The sequence below is a fragment of the Streptomyces sp. WZ-12 genome (genome assembly GCF_028898845.1).
In the GTDB taxonomy this organism is placed as follows: Bacteria; Actinomycetota; Actinomycetes; order Streptomycetales; family Streptomycetaceae; genus Streptomyces.
Map to the genome: position 1 here is coordinate 2,687,027 of NZ_CP118574.1, position 14,458 is coordinate 2,701,484.

The following is a 14,458-nucleotide window of genomic DNA, read 5'->3' on the forward strand; positions in this document are numbered from 1 at the left end:
GTTTCCTCGCGTGATCGTGCGCCGGCCGCCGGACCGTTGCCGCCCTTGCGGCCCTTACGGAACGGGTTTACGCCTGACACGGCGTAACCGGTCAGGCCGCGCAGTCGCGGCAGATCGGGTTGCCGTTCTTGTCCTCCGCAGCCAGCTGGCTCCGGTGGTGGACCAGGAAGCAGCTCATGCAGGTGAACTCGTCCTGCTGCTTGGGCAGCACGCGAACCGCGAGCTCTTCGTTGGACAGGTCGGCGCCGGGCAGTTCCAGGCCCTCGGCCTGCTCGAACTCGTCGACGTCGACGGCCGAGGCGGACTTGTCGTTCCGCCGCGACTTCAGTTCCTCGATGCTGTCCTCGTTGAGGTCGTCATCGGTCTTGCGTGGAGTGTCGTAATCCGTAGCCATTGTCGCTCTCCCCCTCTGGGTGTCTGCGGTGTCTCAGCGCTCGTAACGCGTGAGAGGCCGGACTTGTGCCCGACCTGAGGCGGAGATTTTGCCTCACATCAAGGTCTGTTACTCAATCGACACCCAACCGCACCCCTGAAGAGGTGATCGGTTTGGATGGCGATCAGGACCGTACACGGTCCGAATGTCGCACCTCGCGCAGCCCATCACGTGTACTTCCCGTGATCAGGGCCCCTGAAAACCAGGATTTTCCCGGCTTTCCACCAGGCGTTTTGATCACGGAACGTAGATGGCCAGAAAGGGGCCTCTGTGAGGGATCACACACGTTCCGAGCGGCGGGCGGACCCGCCGAATTCCGCGCAAAGCGAACTCCGGCGAAGGATCCCCGGATACCCCCCTCCCCGTCAAACCGGAAGACCGAACGGGGCGGGCGGATTCCCGGGGCCGGCCAACGTACAGCCGACACATGATCGATACACGGCCGTCGGACGGACGTTCGTATGCGGCGGTGGCCCTCAGGACCTCCGCGGCCCACGCGCGCCGTCAGCGGCCGCACAGCGGCCCTGTCGTCGCCGTCAGAGCGGCAGGACGACGCGCATGTCGAGTCCGCCGCCCTCGCGGGGTTCGGCGGTGATGGTGCCGTCGTGGGCGCGGACCACCGAGCGGACGATGGACAGGCCCAGGCCGACGCCCTTGTCGCTGCCGGTCCGCTCGGTGCGCAGCCGCCGGAACGGCTCGAAGAGGTTCTCCACCTCATACGCCGGCACCACCGGCCCCGTATTGGAGACCACCAACACCGCACACCCCGGCTGCGGCTCGGTCCGCACCTCGACCCAACCCCCCTCGGCAACGTTGTACCGCACCGCGTTCTGCACCAGGTTCAACGCGATCCGCTCCAAGAGCACCCCATTGCCCTGCACGAACACCTGCTGCCGCACACCCCGCAGCTCCACCCCCTTGGACTGCGCCTCCTGCCGCGTCTGATCCACCGCCTGCGACGCCACCTCCGCCAGATCCACCGGCCGCCTGTCCACGATCTTGTTCTCACTACGCGCCAGCAGCAGCAACCCCTCCACCAACTGCTCACTGCGCTCATTGGTCGCCAGCAACGTCCTCCCCAACTGCTGCACCTCCGGCGACGCCTCCGGATCAGCCAACTGCACTTCCAACAACGTCCGGTTGATCGCCAACGGCGTCCGCAACTCGTGCGACGCATTCGACACGAACCGCCGCTGCGACTCAAACGCCCGGTCCAACCGGTCCAACATCTCGTCGAAGGTGTCCGCCAACTCCTTCAACTCATCATCCGGACCACCCAACTCGATCCGCCGATGCAAATCCGACCCCGCCACCCGCTGCGCGGTCCGCGTGATCCGCCCCAACGGCGACAACACCCGCCCCGCCATCGCATAACCAAAAGCGAACGCCACGATGGTCAGCCCCAAAAGCGCCAGCAGCGAGCGATTGAGGAGGTTGTTGAGGGCCACCGCGCGCTGGTGCATCAGGCAGTTGTTGACGGCCTCCTGGAGCAGCGCCCCGGAGGTCTCGGTGGGAAGGTCGCAGATGTCGCTGGTGGACTGGAACTTCCCGCCGAGGATCTTCAACGGCAGCGCGCTGCCGTCGTGCAGCGCGGCGGCGGCGAGCATGTAGATGATCGTGAGCAGCACGATGCCGGCCATCAGGAACATGCCGCCGTAGAGCAGCGTGAGCCGTATCCGGATGGTGGGGCGCAGCCAGGGGAAGGGCCGCACGTTGACCGGTTTCGGGTCCCAGGCCGGCTTGGGCGGCACCGGGGGCGGCGACGCCGCCTTGGAGCTGGAGAACGAAGGCAGGGAGGGCATCGCCGTCAGATCCGGTATCCCGAGCCGGGGACGGTGACGATCACCGCGGGCTCACCCAGCTTGCGGCGCAGCGTCATGACCGTGACCCGGACGACGTTGGTGAACGGGTCGGTGTTCTCGTCCCATGCCTTCTCCAGGAGCTGCTCGGCCGAGACGACCGTGCCCTCGCTGCGCATCAGGACCTCCAGGACGGCGAACTCCTTGGGCGCGAGCTGGACCTCCCGGCCGTCGCGGAAGACCTCGCGGCGGTTGGGGTCCAACTTGATGCCGGCGCGCTCCAGTACGGGCGGCAGGGCCACCGTGGTGCGGCGACCGAGGGCGCGGACCCGGGCGGTCAGCTCGGTGAAGGCGAACGGCTTGGGGAGGTAGTCGTCCGCGCCGATCTCCAGCCCCTCGACGCGGTCGCTGACGTCGCCGGAGGCGGTGAGCATCAGGACGCGGGTCGGCATGCCCAGCTCGACCAGCTTGCGGCAGACGTCGTCGCCGTGGACGAGCGGGAGGTCGCGGTCGAGGACGACGACGTCATAGTCGTTGACCGCGATCCGCTCCAGCGCCGCGGCGCCGTCGTAGACCACGTCGACGGCCATGGCCTCCCGGCGCAGTCCGGTGGCCACAGCATCGGCGAGCAGCTGCTCGTCCTCGACGACGAGAACACGCACGGCCCAGTCCTTCCTCACGGCCCTTGATGAGCAGGGCACAACAACATACGGAGCCCTTCCATCCTGCCCCGAAGAGTCATAAACCGGGGGTAAGCGGGGGCGTGGAGGAACGGGCCGGGGGTCGGCCGGTGCACCAGCACCCCGGATTTCCCGGGCCGGTTGAGGTTTCCCTGAGGGTGCCTGTGGGGAGGACGACTGCACACCCGCGATCACGCCCTGTACCGGCGTCTTGGCATGTTCCGTTCTCTCCATTGCAGGGACCACGCCGTGATCGACTCGCCCGTCGGCACACCCCCGTGCCACCGACCCACGACGAGGGGGCGCACCATGGACGCGTTCACCGCAGGCATTTTGCAGCGCATACGGAACACCGAAGCCGATCTGGTCCGGGCCCGCGAGTCGGGTGACGAGCTCCTCGCCGAGGTCGAGTTGGCGGAGCTTGAGGACCTTCAGCGACTGGCCGACGAGCACGGCGTGCGCTACCGCGTCTCCGCCTGATCCCGACCGCACCGGACACGGCTGCGCCCCGGCACCGATCAGTGGTGCCGGGGCGCAGCCGTGTCCGGGCCCGGTCAGTCGTGCCAGGCGCCGAGCTCTTCCAGCAGCGGCTGGAGCTCGGCGAAGACGCCCGGGGAGGCGGCGACGGTCAGTTCGTGGGACGCGACCTTGCCGGGGCGGCCGCCGGTGAGCGCGCCGGCCTCGGAGGCGATCAGGACGCCGGCGGCCAGGTCCCAGGGGTTCAGCCCGCGCTCGTAGTAGCCGTCGAGCCGGCCGCAGGCCACGTCACACAGGTCGATGGCGGCCGAGCCACCGCGGCGGATGTCGCGGACCTGCGGGATCAGCGCGCGGGCCACCTCCGCCTGGGCGGCGCGGCGCTCGGTGAGGTAGCCGAAGCCGGTGCCGACCAGGGCCTGGGAGAGCGGCGGGGCGGGCCGGTGGCTGACCGGCTCGCCGTTGCAGTACGCGCCGCCGCCGCGGACGGCCTGGTAGGTCTCGCCGCGCATCGGGGCGGCGACCACGCCAACGACGGTCTCGCCGTCCTTCTCCGCCGCGATGGACACGGCCCAAGAGGGCAGCCCGTAGAGGTAGTTGACGGTGCCGTCCACCGGGTCGATGACCCAGCGCACGCCACTGGTGCCGGGGCTGCCGGCGCCCTCCTCCCCCAGGAAGCCGTCGTGCGGGCGGTGCTCCCCGAGGAAGTCGGTGATCAGCTTCTCGGAGGCGAGGTCCATCTCGGTGACCACGTCGATGGGGCTGGTCTTGGTGGCGGCCACCCCCAGGTCGGCCGGGCGTCCGTCGCGCAACAGGGTCGAGGCGCGGCGGGCGGCCTCCAGGGCCAGTTCGAGGAGTTCGTCGTTCAGGGGGTCGGCATGCGGTCGGTCGCGGTGCTGCGGGTCGGGCACGGTGCTCCTTGCTCGGGCGAGCGGTGGTCGGGGCTCGGGCGGGCGGGCGGCGTGGGTTAGGCGGGTGCCTGGGCGGTGGGGCCGGCCCAGTCGGCACCCGCGGCAGCCGGGCGAGGCGTGCGGGCGGGACAGCAGCCAACGGGGCAGAGGTCGTGCGAGGGGCCGAGCGCGCCCAGGGCGCAGCGCTGGGGGGCGGCGCCCCGTTCGGTGGCGGCACGCTCCACAAGGAGGTCGCGGACGGCGGCGGCGAACCGGGGGTCGGCACCGACGGTGGCCGAGCGGGCGACCGGCAGGCCCAGCTCGGCGGCCTTCTCGGTGGCCTCGGTGTCGAGGTCGTACTTGACCTCCATGTGGTCCGAGACGAAGCCGATGGGGGCCATGACGACCGCGGGGACGCCGGCGCCGTGCAGCTCCTCCAGGTGGTCGCAGATGTCGGGTTCCAACCAGGGGATGTGCGGGGCGCCGCTGCGGGACTGGTAGACGAGCTGCCAGGGGTGGTCGACGCCGGTCTCTTCCCGTACGGCGTCGGCGATGACCCGGGCGACGTCGAGGTGCTGGGCGACGTAGGCGCCGCCCGCGCCGTCCTCGGTGTGGTCGTCGGGGGTGCCGGAGGTGTCGGCCGCCGCGGTGGGGATGGAGTGCGTGGTGAAGGCGAGGTGGGCGCCCGCGCGGGTCTCCTCGGGGAGCTCGGCGAGGGAGGCCAGGACGCCGTCGACCATGGGGCGGACGAAGCCGGGGTGGTTGAAGTAGTGGCGCAGCTTGTCCACCTGGGGCACCGGCAGGCCCTCGTCCCGGAGGGTGGCGAGCGCGTCGGCGAGGTTCTCCCGGTATTGGCGGCAGCCCGAGTACGAGGCGTAGGCACTGGTGGCCAGGACGGCGATGCGGCGGTGGCCGTCGGCGACCATGGTGCGCAGGGTGTCGATCAGGTAGGGCGCCCAGTTGCGGTTGCCCCAGTAGACGGGCAGATCGAGGCCGTTTTCGGCGAAGTCCTTGCGGAGCGCGTCGAGGAGCTCGCGGTTCTGGGCGTTGATGGGGCTGACGCCGCCGAACAGGAAGTAGTGCTGCCCCACCTCCTTGAGGCGCTCGCGCGGGATGCCGCGGCCGCGGGTGACGTTCTCCAGGAACGGCACGACGTCGTCGGGGCCTTCGGGACCGCCGAAGGACAGCAGCAGCAGGGCGTCATAGGGGCGGGGATCGCACTGTTCGGGCATGCCTCCGATCCTCCCACTCCCGCTCCGGGCACGCGGGGTCAGGCCCGGCTACCGGAGACGGGAACGGGGCGGAAATCGGGAGGCGCCGAGCGCCGCGCCGCCCGTAAGCTGTATCGGCCACAGTCATTCCTTACCGACCTCTTCACCCGGCGGAGCACCCCGTTGCCCAGTCCCTACCGCGCCCTTTTCGGCCGTCCCGGTACCAAGTCGTTCTCCGCCGCGGGACTCCTGGGGCGGATGCCGCTGTCGATGATGGGCATCGGCATCGTCACGATGGTGTCCCAACTGACCGGCCGCTACGGCCTGGCCGGGGCGCTGTCCGCGACGCTCGCGCTGTCGGCGGCGGTCATCGGTCCGCAGATCTCCCGGCTGGTGGACCGGCACGGGCAGCGGCGGGTGCTGCGGCCGGCCACGCTGGTGGCCCTGGCGGCGGTCGCCGGACTGCTGCTGAGCGCCCAACAGCGCTGGCCTGACTGGACGCTCTTCGGCTTCGCGGCCTGCGCCGGCTGCGTGCCGAGCGTGGGCTCGATGGTGCGGGCGCGCTGGGCGGAGCTCTACCGGGGCTCGCCTCGTGAACTGCACACCGCGTACTCGTGGGAGTCGATCGTCGACGAGATGTGCTTCATCCTCGGCCCGATCCTCTCGATCGGACTGTCGACGGCGTGGTTCCCGGAGGCCGGGCCGCTGCTGGCCGGGGTGTTCCTGGCGGCGGGGGTGTTCTGGCTGACCGCGCAGCGGGCGACGGAGCCGGTGCCGGACGCCCGCGAGCAGCACGCCAAGGGGTCCGCACTCCGATCGCCGGGACTGCGGGTGCTGGTGGGGACGTTCGTGGCGACCGGCGCGATCTTCGGGGCGATCGACGTGGTGACCGTGGCCTTCGCCCAGGAAGCGGGCCACAAGGCCGCGGCCAGCCTGGTGTTGGCGGTGTACGCGCTGGGGTCCTGTCTGGCCGGCGCGGTGTTCGGACTGCTGCACCTGGCGGGCCCGGCCTCCCGGCGGTGGCTGGTGGGGGTGGCCGCGATGGCGGTGAGCATGGTGCCGCTCCAGTTGGCCGCGTCGCTCTCCGGTTCCCTGGTGGTACTCGCGATCGTGCTGTTCCTCGCCGGGTTGTCGATAGCGCCGACGATGGTGACCACCATGGCGCTGGTCGAGGAGCACGTCCCGCGGACGAAGCTGACCGAGGGCATGACGTGGACGAGCACCGGCCTGGCGGTCGGCGTGGCGCTCGGTTCCTCGGCCGCCGGCTGGGTCGTGGACGCCGCGGGCGCCGCCCACGGCTACCTCGTGCCGCTCTCCGCGGGCGTCCTGGCCGCCCTGGTGGCCCTCGCCGGCTACCGCTGGCTCCGCCCCCGCGGCGTGCTGCCCCCGTCCTCCCCCGTGGCCACCGGCATCCCCGCCGCGGCCGACCATCCGGCCTCGGAACGCCAGGACGAGACCCGAGCCGGCTGACCGGTACGTAGGCACGCCGCAGACGCACCAACGGGCGGGCCAACGCCGGTCACTGCCCCAACTGGCGGCCCCATCCGGCCCGTTGCCGCCCCCGGGCAGCTACCACTGGTACGCGGAGCGCTCTCCGAAGAGACGCTCCCGTATGCGTCATCGGGACAACTCCCCCACCCGGTTGCGTCATGGAGACGGCCGACTCTCCCGTATGCGTCATCGGTGTGCGTCGGCCTCCCCGTATGCGTCACCGCGGCAGCCCGCTCTCCCGTACGCGTCATCGACACAGCGCATCCGTCTCCGCACGCACCACTGGCGCGACACCTCCCCGCACCCACCCACGAGGGTGACTTCGCGGGCACCGAGCTGACTCCGGGTGCAACGCACGTCATGGCTTTCTCGCCCGACAAAGTGAACTAACCACCTCCGCACCCCAGTTACCCGCGGTACGACATGTCCGAGAGCCGTGCGGTTGCGCCCGTTTTCGGGGGCGTGTGATTCCCGTCACCCCACCTGGAACCCGCGTCGACGGCTGACATCATGCGCTGAACCAACGGCGGTCGCAGGCGACCGGCCCGCGCGGAGGGAGGGGACGTCACCATGGCAGTCACCGACGTCATCGGCGGCTCGGGAGGACGCGGCCCGGCAGGGCCCTGGCGCAACTGGGCGGGCAACGTGACCGCTCGCCCCGCCCGGATCGCAACGCCGGCGAGCACCGAGGAACTTGCGGCGGCCGTCGGGTCGGCCGCCGCGGACGGCCTGACGGTCAAGGCGGCCGGCACCGGGCACTCGTTCACCCCGGTCGCCGCCACCGACGGGCTGCTGATCCGTCCCGAGCGACTCACCGGGATCCGCCGCATCGACCGTGCGGCCGGCACCGTCACGGTGGCCGCCGGCACCCCGCTCAGGGACCTCAACCGGGCGTTGTCGGCGCACGGGCTGTCGCTGACCAACATGGGCGACATCATGGCGCAGACCGTCTCCGGCGCCACCAGCACCGGGACCCACGGCACCGGCCGCGACTGCGCGTCGATCGCCGCGCAGATCACCGCGTTGGAACTGGTCACCGCCGACGGATCGGTGCTGCGTTGCTCCGCAGCGGAGAACCCCGAGGTGTTCGCCGGGGCGCGGTTGGGGTTGGGCGCGCTGGGCGTGGTGAGCGAGTTGACGTTCGCGGTGGAGCCGGAATTCCTGCTGACCGCCCGCGAGGAGCCGATGGCGTTCGCCGAGGTGACCGACCGCTTCGACGAACTCGCCGCCGAGAACGAGCACTTCGAGTTCTACTGGTTCCCCCACACCGGCAACTGCAACACCAAGCGCAACAACCGTAGTCAGGGTCCGGCGGCGCCCCCGGGGCGAGTGAGCGGCTGGGTCGAGGACGAGTTGCTGTCCAACGGGGTGTTCCAGGTGGCGTGCGCGGTGGGCCGAGCGGTGCCGGCCGCCATACCGGGCATCGCGAAGCTCTCCAGCCGGGCGTTGTCCGCCCGTACGTACACCGATGTCCCCTACAAGGTGTTCACCTCGCCGCGGCGGGTGCGGTTCGTGGAGATGGAATACGCGCTCCCCAGGGAGGCCGCGATCGGGGCACTGCGTGAACTGAAGGCACTGGTGGAGCGGTCGGGCTTCAGGATCAGCTTCCCGGTGGAGGTGCGGACCGCGCCCGCCGACGACCTGGTGCTGTCCACCGCGTCGGGACGGGACACCGTCTACATAGCGGTGCACATGTACCGCGGGACGCCGTACCAGGCGTACTTCGGGGCCACGGAGCGGATCATGACCGCGCACGGGGGCCGGCCGCACTGGGGGAAGTTGCATACCCGCGACGCGGCATACCTGGCGGGCGTCTATCCGCGGTTCGGCGAGTTCACGGCGCTGCGCGATCGGCTGGACCCGGAGCGCCGGTTCGCCAACCGCTACCTGCGGCAGGTGCTGGGTGAGTGAGCGGCGGCCGGCCCGTTGGTGACGTGCCGCGGCCCGGTGTCCCGTAGGGGCACCGGGCCGCGGTCCTGGGTGGCCCGCCGATGCGGCGGCCCGCCCGTTGGGGGCGATCCTTCGTCAGGGGTATCAGGGGGTGTTGGGGTCGGAGGTCTGCCCACCGGAGGGCTTGTCGCCCTGCTGGTGCCCCGGGGTGGCGCCACCGCCGGTCGAGCCGGAGCCACCGCCATCCTTGCCGCCGTCGGTACCGGCCGACGGGCTCGGCGACGGATCGGGCGAGGAGGACGTACCGGGGCTCGGAGAGCCGGAGGCGCCGTCGCTCGGGGTCGGCGTCGGGGACTGCCCGCCGTGGTCGGTGCCACTGTCGGCACCGTCGGAACCCGTGCCGCCGGAGCGGTTGGGGTCCGGCGACTGCGAACCGCCATGGCGGTCGGTGCCGCTCCCGGTGGAGTGCCCGGGCTCCGGCGCCTGCGGAGTGCTGTGCCGCTGCGGCGAGAAGTTGCCGGAGGTGATGTTGCTGAGGGTGGTGCCGGGACTGCCGCTCGCCGACTGGCCGGTGAGAAGCTCGGTGGCGGTGACGGCGCCCATGGCGAGCACGAAGACGGCGAGCGCACCGAGCGCGGGCCGCTTCCAGCCGCGCAACCGGGTCCCGTAGGTGGCGGTCGCCTCTTCGGTGTCGTGCGGCACGCTGCCGGACTCCGGGCCCCCGGGGCCGCCGGCCTGCGGGAGCACGGTGGTCGCGTCGGCGTCCCGGGCAGCGGCCCGGCCCAGCGCCATGGTCCGCTCGGCCGGCCGCGCCACGAGCTGAGTCGCGTCCAGGTCGCGTCCGGGTGGCTGCCGCTGAGCGCGGGGGATCAACTGCGTGCGGGCCGCGGCGGGATCCGGTTCACGGGCCGCGACCGAGGTGACGGGGTCCTGGGTGCCCTGCTTGTCGAAGGTGGGCAGCACCTTCGTAGCGTCGGCGGACCCAGGGGTGCTAGTGGTGGTCTGGGATCGAGTGGTGGATCGAGATCGGCTGGTGGAGACGCGGTGCGGCTTCGGCCGGGTGGTGACCGCCGCTTCCTTGATCTGCTCACCGGTGCGACGGAACAGGTGCTGGAATATCGAACCGCCGGTCGTGGCGACGACACTGACGACACCTGCGCCGATGATGGTTCCGTACACACCGAGCTGACCTGCGAGGAACGCGGCGACGGCCGCTGCGAGCGCGCTGCCGGCGACCTGGGCGAGGCTCAGGTCGACCCGCTTCTCCTTCGGTTTCGTGTCGGCTTCGGTTTTTTCGTCCATCTCCTACCTTTGATCGCCCCTTCGCTCCATCTTGCATGGAGAAGTGACCAAATGGCGGAGTCATTAGTTCCGAATCTGAGGAATCTGTGAACCTTGCCACCCACAGCGCAGGTAGAGAGGTCGACAAGGTGACTTGCCCTGACTCCCTGCCCAGAACTTCCACGGCGCGGCGGTCCACTTCAGTGGCCCAAATGGAGTACTGTGGCGAGCCCTGGCCCCGGTTCCCGTCCGGCTGCCCGGACCCGCGGGAGGGGCACTGAAGGTGACACCCTCCCTGGGGTGCCGTTGCTCGGCACGGGTGGTCGGTGACAGGGCAAGCGGCATGGTCACTGAGCGTTGCGAACTGGTAACCGTGTCATGACGGCGTTTCTGGGCCAAGCCCCGACACGCCGGGCAACTCGGCAATGTTGTGGCAGGCTGCACCCGGGCAGGCCACACTCGACTAGCGGAAGCAGCGACGCACGTGACGTCGGCAGGCACCACCCGGGAGGTCCCCATGCCCGAACTGCGTGTCGTGGCCGTCTCCAACGACGGCACACGGCTGGTGCTCAAGGCTGCGGACAGCACCGAGTACACGCTTCCGATCGACGAACGGCTGCGCGCAGCCGTCCGCAACGACAGAGCGCGGCTGGGCCAGATCGAGATCGAGGTCGAGAGTCATCTGCGCCCGCGGGACATCCAGGCGCGGATACGAGCCGGTGCCTCCGCTGAGGAGGTCGCTCAACTCGCCGGCATCCCCGTCGACCGGGTGCGCCGCTTCGAGGGGCCGGTGCTCGCCGAGCGGGCGTTCATGGCCGAACGGGCCCGCAAGACCCCCGTGCGTCGACCGGGCGAGAACACCGGGCCCCAGCTCGGCGAGGCGGTTGCCGAGCGACTGCTGCTGCGCGGCGCCGACAAGGACAGCGCCCAGTGGGACTCCTGGCGCCGGGACGACGGCACCTGGGAGGTGCTGCTCGTCTACCGGGCTGCCGGGGAGCCGCAGTCAGCCACCTGGACCTACGATCCGCCGCGCCGCCTAGTGCAGGCCGTGGACGACGAGGCTCGGGCGCTGATCGGCGAGAGCGACGACACCCCCGAGCCCAGCTTCCCGTTCGTGCCCCGGATCGCGCGGCTGCCGCGCGACCGGCCGTTGGACCGCACCCTGGACCGTCAGGCACCGGAGCGCGCCGAGCAATCCGGCGAGGACCGGGAACGGGAGGGTCGGAGCGAGGAGGCCACCGGCGAGCGGGAGCGGGATTCGCTGACCAGCCTGTTGGAGGCGGTGCCCAGCTTCCGGGGCGACATGGTCGTCCCGGATACCGCCAAGGCGTCGCAGCCGGAGGACGAGGAGCAGGCCAAGGTCGAGGAGCCGCCGGCTCCCGCGGCGAGCGCGGGCGCGGGTTCCGCGTATGCCGATGTGCTGATGCCGCGGGCGGTGGGCGGCCACCGCGACCGACTGACCGGGACGACGGACCGGCAGGCCGAGGCGGACGGAGTGCGACCCGGGCGACGGGCCGCGGTGCCCAGTTGGGACGAGATCGTCTTCGGCACGCGGAGGAAGAAGCCGGAGTAACCCGTAAACGGCCGGGTTCCGGCCCTGTTGTTCGTGGCGTCCGCCCGCTCCCTGGATTCGGGGAGCGGGCGGACGCCGTTCCGCGGGCCCGTCATGGGCCCCAGCGGCCGCTCAGCCGGGCTGCGGGCCGGTGGCGATGGACCGGGAGGGGTCGGCGCACCATTCGCTCCAGGAACCGACGTACAGCGCCGCGGGGATGCCGGCGACGGCGAGGGCGAGGACCTGGTGGGCGGCGGACACGCCGGAGCCGCAGTAGACGCCGACCTCGGTCTCGTTGGTGGCGCCCAGCGCCGTGAAGCGTGCGGCGAGTTCGGCGGCGGGGCGGAAGACCGTGCTGCCGTCGGCGACGTTCTCGGTCGTGGGGGCGGACACCGCGCCGGGGATGTGGCCGGCCACCGGGTCGATGGGTTCGGTCTCGCCCCGGTAGCGCTCCCCCGCCCGCGCGTCCAGGAGGACGCCGCGACGGGCGAGGGCGGCCGCGTCGTCGGCGGTCAACAACGGCATCGCGCCGGGTGCGGGAGTGAAGTCACCCTGCCGCGGAGTCACTTTGTCGACACTCATCGCGCCGCCGGACGCTCGCCATGCGGCAACTCCGCCGTCGAGAACCCGCACGTCCGGGTGGCCCGCCCAGCGCAGCAGCCACCACGCGCGGGCGGCGGCCCACCCCTGACCGCCGTCGTACGTGACCACCGGGCGGGCGGCACTGACGCCGGCGGCCCGCATCGCGGCGGCGAAGACGGCGAGTTGGGGGAGCGGGTGCCGACCCGCCGTACCGGGCGGCCCGGCCAGTTCGCCGTCGAGGTCGACGTAGACCGCGCCGGGCAGGTGACCGGCCTCGTACTCGGGGCGCCCGGGCGGACCGCCGAGCTGGTAGCGCACGTCCAGGAGGAGCGGAGCATCGGGGCCCGTCAACTCGCTCGCGAGTTCGGTAGCGGTGATGATGGCATTCATGGCACTCATCCTTGCGTAGCGATCACTACGTACAGAAGGCGGGTGCGCACCCTCCGTATGACGGAGTTCGGCGGCGCCGCAACGCCACCGAAACGGAAGTGGAACATCAAAACGGGCATTCTCCCTCGCGAACGCGCCATGGACGGCGCGGCCGGGGCGCACACCCGATGACAGGGTGCGAGCATCTGCTCGGGACCCCCGCCCGTACCGCACATGGCCAGCACCACGATGCTCCGAGGAGAGAGTGACGATGACGACCGAGGCAGCAGCCCGGCGGATGCCCGGCGCGCCCTGCTGGGTGAGCCTCCTGGCACACAGCCTGCCCGCGACGCAGGAGTTCTACGGCGCGCTCTTCGGCTGGGAGTTCCGCCCGGGGCCGCAGCACTTCGGTCCCTATGCGCGCGCCTTCCTCGACGGGCTAGAGGTGGCCGGAGTCGGTGAACTGGCGGCCGACCGGCACCTCCCGGTGGCCTGGACCACCTATCTGGCCAGTGACGACGCGGACGTGACCGCCGAGCAGATCCGCGCCTGCGGCGGCACCGTCGGGGTCGGCCCGTTGGACGCCGACGACGCCGGGCGGATGGCGATCGCCTCCGACCCGCAGGGCGCCATCTTCGGCGTCTGGCAGGGCAAGGCGATGCTGGGCACCGCGGTCAGCGGCGAACCGGGCACTCCCGTGTGGAACGAGTTGGTCACCCAGGAGACGGACTCCGTCGCCCCGTTCTACGAGCACGTCTTCGGCTTCGAGCGGGAGGCCGTGGTCTCCGCCGACTTCGACTATCTGACGCTGCACATCAAGGGCAAGCCGGTCGCCGGCATCCACGGCGTCGGCAACGCGCTGCCGCGCGACCGGGGTCCGCACTGGATGACGTACTTCGCCGTCCCGGATACCGACGCCGCCGCCCGTCGGGTCGTCGAACTGGGCGGCCATGTGCTGCGGCCCGCGCGGGAGTCGGCGCACGGCCGGCTGGCGACCGTCGCCGACAGCGAGGGCGCGGCGTTCACCATCATCCAGCGGCGCTGAGGCAGGCCACCCGTCCGGCGACCGCGGACCCGTGTCTAGCGCGCGCTGTCGACCGGCAGGACGTCCGGGGAGAGCGCGGCCGCGTGGGCGGTCGCCGCGGTCTGCCGCCGGCTGTGGTGACGGCGGCACAGCACCTCGTAGCCGACCTCCGCAGGCCGCTCCGCGCCCTCGCCCACGACATCGCCGACGACGACCTGCGCGCCCTCGACGACCATCCGACCGTCGACGGTCCGCGCGTTGTGGGTGGCCCGGGCGCCGCACCAGCACAGCGCCTCCACCTTCAGTGCCTCGATGCGGTCGGCGAGTTCGACCAGGCGCTGGGACCCGGGGAAGAGCTTGCTGCGGAAGTCGGTGGTGATGCCGAACGCGAAGACGTCCAGATCCAGGTCGTCGACGACCCGGGCGAGTTGGTCGACCTGCTCGGGACCGAGGAACTGCGCCTCGTCGGCTATGACGTAGTCGACCCGGCCGCCGGCACTGAGGTGGTCCACGACGTGGGCGTAGAAGTCGAGGTCGTCCACGGCTTCGACGGCCTCGGTGACCAGGCCCAGGCGCGAGGAGAGTTTGCCGCGGCCGGCCCGGTCGTTGCGGCTGTAGATCATGCCCTGTAGGCCGCGGGCCGATCGGTTGTGCTCGATCTGCAGCGCCAGTGTCGACTTTCCGCAGTCCATCGTTCCGGAGAAGAACACCAGCTCGGGCATGGGGAAGGGCGGGCCTTTCGGGCTCGTACGGATGGGACGTGCGGAGGGAGTCGGTGCGGA

General features: G+C 71.3%; 13 protein-coding genes. 5 read left to right on the forward strand and 8 right to left on the reverse strand.

Annotated elements, in window-relative coordinates; translation table 11 throughout:
* Positions 1–91: 91 nt before the first annotated feature.
* The 3 genes from PV796_RS11205 to PV796_RS11215 form a co-directional block, all read right to left on the reverse strand.
* Entirely contained in the window at positions 92–394 is a 303-nt protein-coding gene (locus PV796_RS11205) for a DUF4193 domain-containing protein (protein ID WP_016575747.1), read from the reverse strand.
* Positions 395–969: 575 nt separating this feature from the next.
* On the reverse strand, positions 970–2,235 hold the full coding sequence (locus PV796_RS11210; protein WP_274912808.1) for a sensor histidine kinase: 1,266 nt from the start codon (positions 2,233–2,235) through the stop codon (positions 970–972).
* A gap of 5 nt (positions 2,236–2,240) precedes the next feature.
* Positions 2,241–2,894 carry a response regulator transcription factor gene (locus PV796_RS11215; protein ID WP_016576171.1) on the reverse strand — a complete coding sequence of 218 codons (654 nt, stop codon included), beginning with the start codon at positions 2,892–2,894 and terminating at the stop codon, positions 2,241–2,243.
* Between the two features lie 327 nt (positions 2,895–3,221).
* On the opposite strand from PV796_RS11215, the gene PV796_RS11220 reads away from it, so the two are divergent.
* Complete coding sequence (locus PV796_RS11220) at positions 3,222–3,392, forward strand: hypothetical protein (protein ID WP_274912809.1); 171 nt, start codon at positions 3,222–3,224, stop codon at positions 3,390–3,392.
* Positions 3,393–3,466: 74 nt separating this feature from the next.
* Here PV796_RS11220 and PV796_RS11225 read toward each other — a convergent pair whose 3' ends face one another.
* Together PV796_RS11225 and PV796_RS11230 are read right to left on the reverse strand one after the other, a co-directional pair.
* The gene (locus PV796_RS11225; protein WP_274912810.1) at positions 3,467–4,297 is read right to left on the reverse strand and encodes an inositol monophosphatase family protein; all 831 of its coding nucleotides are present in this window, start codon (positions 4,295–4,297) and stop codon (positions 3,467–3,469) included.
* Positions 4,298–4,353: 56 nt separating this feature from the next.
* The gene (locus tag PV796_RS11230; RefSeq protein WP_274912811.1) at positions 4,354–5,508 is read right to left on the reverse strand and encodes a ferrochelatase; all 1,155 of its coding nucleotides are present in this window, start codon (positions 5,506–5,508) and stop codon (positions 4,354–4,356) included.
* Between the two features lie 162 nt (positions 5,509–5,670).
* Here PV796_RS11230 and PV796_RS11235 point away from each other — a divergent pair, with 162 nt between their 5' ends.
* Positions 5,671–6,957: an MFS transporter gene (locus tag PV796_RS11235; RefSeq protein WP_274912812.1), complete on the forward strand. Its 1,287-nt coding sequence runs from the start codon at positions 5,671–5,673 to the stop codon at positions 6,955–6,957.
* Positions 6,958–7,548: 591 nt separating this feature from the next.
* Complete coding sequence (locus PV796_RS11240) at positions 7,549–8,889, forward strand: D-arabinono-1,4-lactone oxidase (protein WP_274912813.1); 1,341 nt, start codon at positions 7,549–7,551, stop codon at positions 8,887–8,889.
* A 123-nt stretch (positions 8,890–9,012) separates the two neighbouring features.
* Here the strand turns inward: PV796_RS11240 and PV796_RS11245 are convergent, their stop codons facing one another.
* The gene (locus tag PV796_RS11245; protein ID WP_274912814.1) at positions 9,013–10,170 is read right to left on the reverse strand and encodes a hypothetical protein; all 1,158 of its coding nucleotides are present in this window, start codon (positions 10,168–10,170) and stop codon (positions 9,013–9,015) included.
* A 496-nt stretch (positions 10,171–10,666) separates the two neighbouring features.
* Here PV796_RS11245 and sepH point away from each other — a divergent pair, with 496 nt between their 5' ends.
* The gene (gene sepH / locus PV796_RS11250) at positions 10,667–11,722 is read left to right on the forward strand and encodes a septation protein SepH (protein ID WP_274912815.1); all 1,056 of its coding nucleotides are present in this window, start codon (positions 10,667–10,669) and stop codon (positions 11,720–11,722) included.
* 111 nt (positions 11,723–11,833) lie between these two features.
* Here the strand turns inward: sepH and PV796_RS11255 are convergent, their stop codons facing one another.
* Positions 11,834–12,673, reverse strand: a complete 840-nt coding sequence (locus PV796_RS11255) for a sulfurtransferase (RefSeq protein ID WP_274912816.1) — start codon at positions 12,671–12,673, stop codon at positions 11,834–11,836.
* A gap of 250 nt (positions 12,674–12,923) precedes the next feature.
* On the opposite strand from PV796_RS11255, the gene PV796_RS11260 reads away from it, so the two are divergent.
* Positions 12,924–13,697 (forward strand): VOC family protein, encoded by a 774-nt coding sequence (locus PV796_RS11260; protein ID WP_274912817.1) that lies wholly within the window; start codon positions 12,924–12,926, stop codon positions 13,695–13,697.
* A gap of 35 nt (positions 13,698–13,732) precedes the next feature.
* Here PV796_RS11260 and PV796_RS11265 read toward each other — a convergent pair whose 3' ends face one another.
* A complete protein-coding gene (locus PV796_RS11265; RefSeq protein WP_274912818.1) occupies positions 13,733–14,398 on the reverse strand; it encodes a thymidine kinase in 666 nt (221 codons plus the stop codon).
* Positions 14,399–14,458 lie beyond the last annotated feature (60 nt).

What these genes read in the sequence shown, in the direction of transcription:
- PV796_RS11205 (WP_016575747.1), bottom strand. Translation starts at nt 394, where the DNA reads ATGGCTACGGATTACGACACTCCACGCAAGACCGATGACGACCTCAAC.
- PV796_RS11210 (WP_274912808.1), bottom strand. Translation starts at nt 2,235, where the DNA reads ATGCCCTCCCTGCCTTCGTTCTCCAGCTCCAAGGCGGCGTCGCCGCCC.
- PV796_RS11220 (WP_274912809.1), top strand. Translation starts at nt 3,222, where the DNA reads ATGGACGCGTTCACCGCAGGCATTTTGCAGCGCATACGGAACACCGAA.
- PV796_RS11230 (WP_274912811.1), bottom strand. Translation starts at nt 5,508, where the DNA reads ATGCCCGAACAGTGCGATCCCCGCCCCTATGACGCCCTGCTGCTGCTG.
- PV796_RS11240 (WP_274912813.1), top strand. Translation starts at nt 7,549, where the DNA reads ATGGCAGTCACCGACGTCATCGGCGGCTCGGGAGGACGCGGCCCGGCA.
- PV796_RS11245 (WP_274912814.1), bottom strand. Translation starts at nt 10,170, where the DNA reads ATGGACGAAAAAACCGAAGCCGACACGAAACCGAAGGAGAAGCGGGTC.
- sepH (WP_274912815.1), top strand. Translation starts at nt 10,667, where the DNA reads ATGCCCGAACTGCGTGTCGTGGCCGTCTCCAACGACGGCACACGGCTG.
- PV796_RS11255 (WP_274912816.1), bottom strand. Translation starts at nt 12,673, where the DNA reads ATGAATGCCATCATCACCGCTACCGAACTCGCGAGCGAGTTGACGGGC.
- PV796_RS11260 (WP_274912817.1), top strand. Translation starts at nt 12,924, where the DNA reads ATGACGACCGAGGCAGCAGCCCGGCGGATGCCCGGCGCGCCCTGCTGG.
- PV796_RS11265 (WP_274912818.1), bottom strand. Translation starts at nt 14,398, where the DNA reads ATGCCCGAGCTGGTGTTCTTCTCCGGAACGATGGACTGCGGAAAGTCG.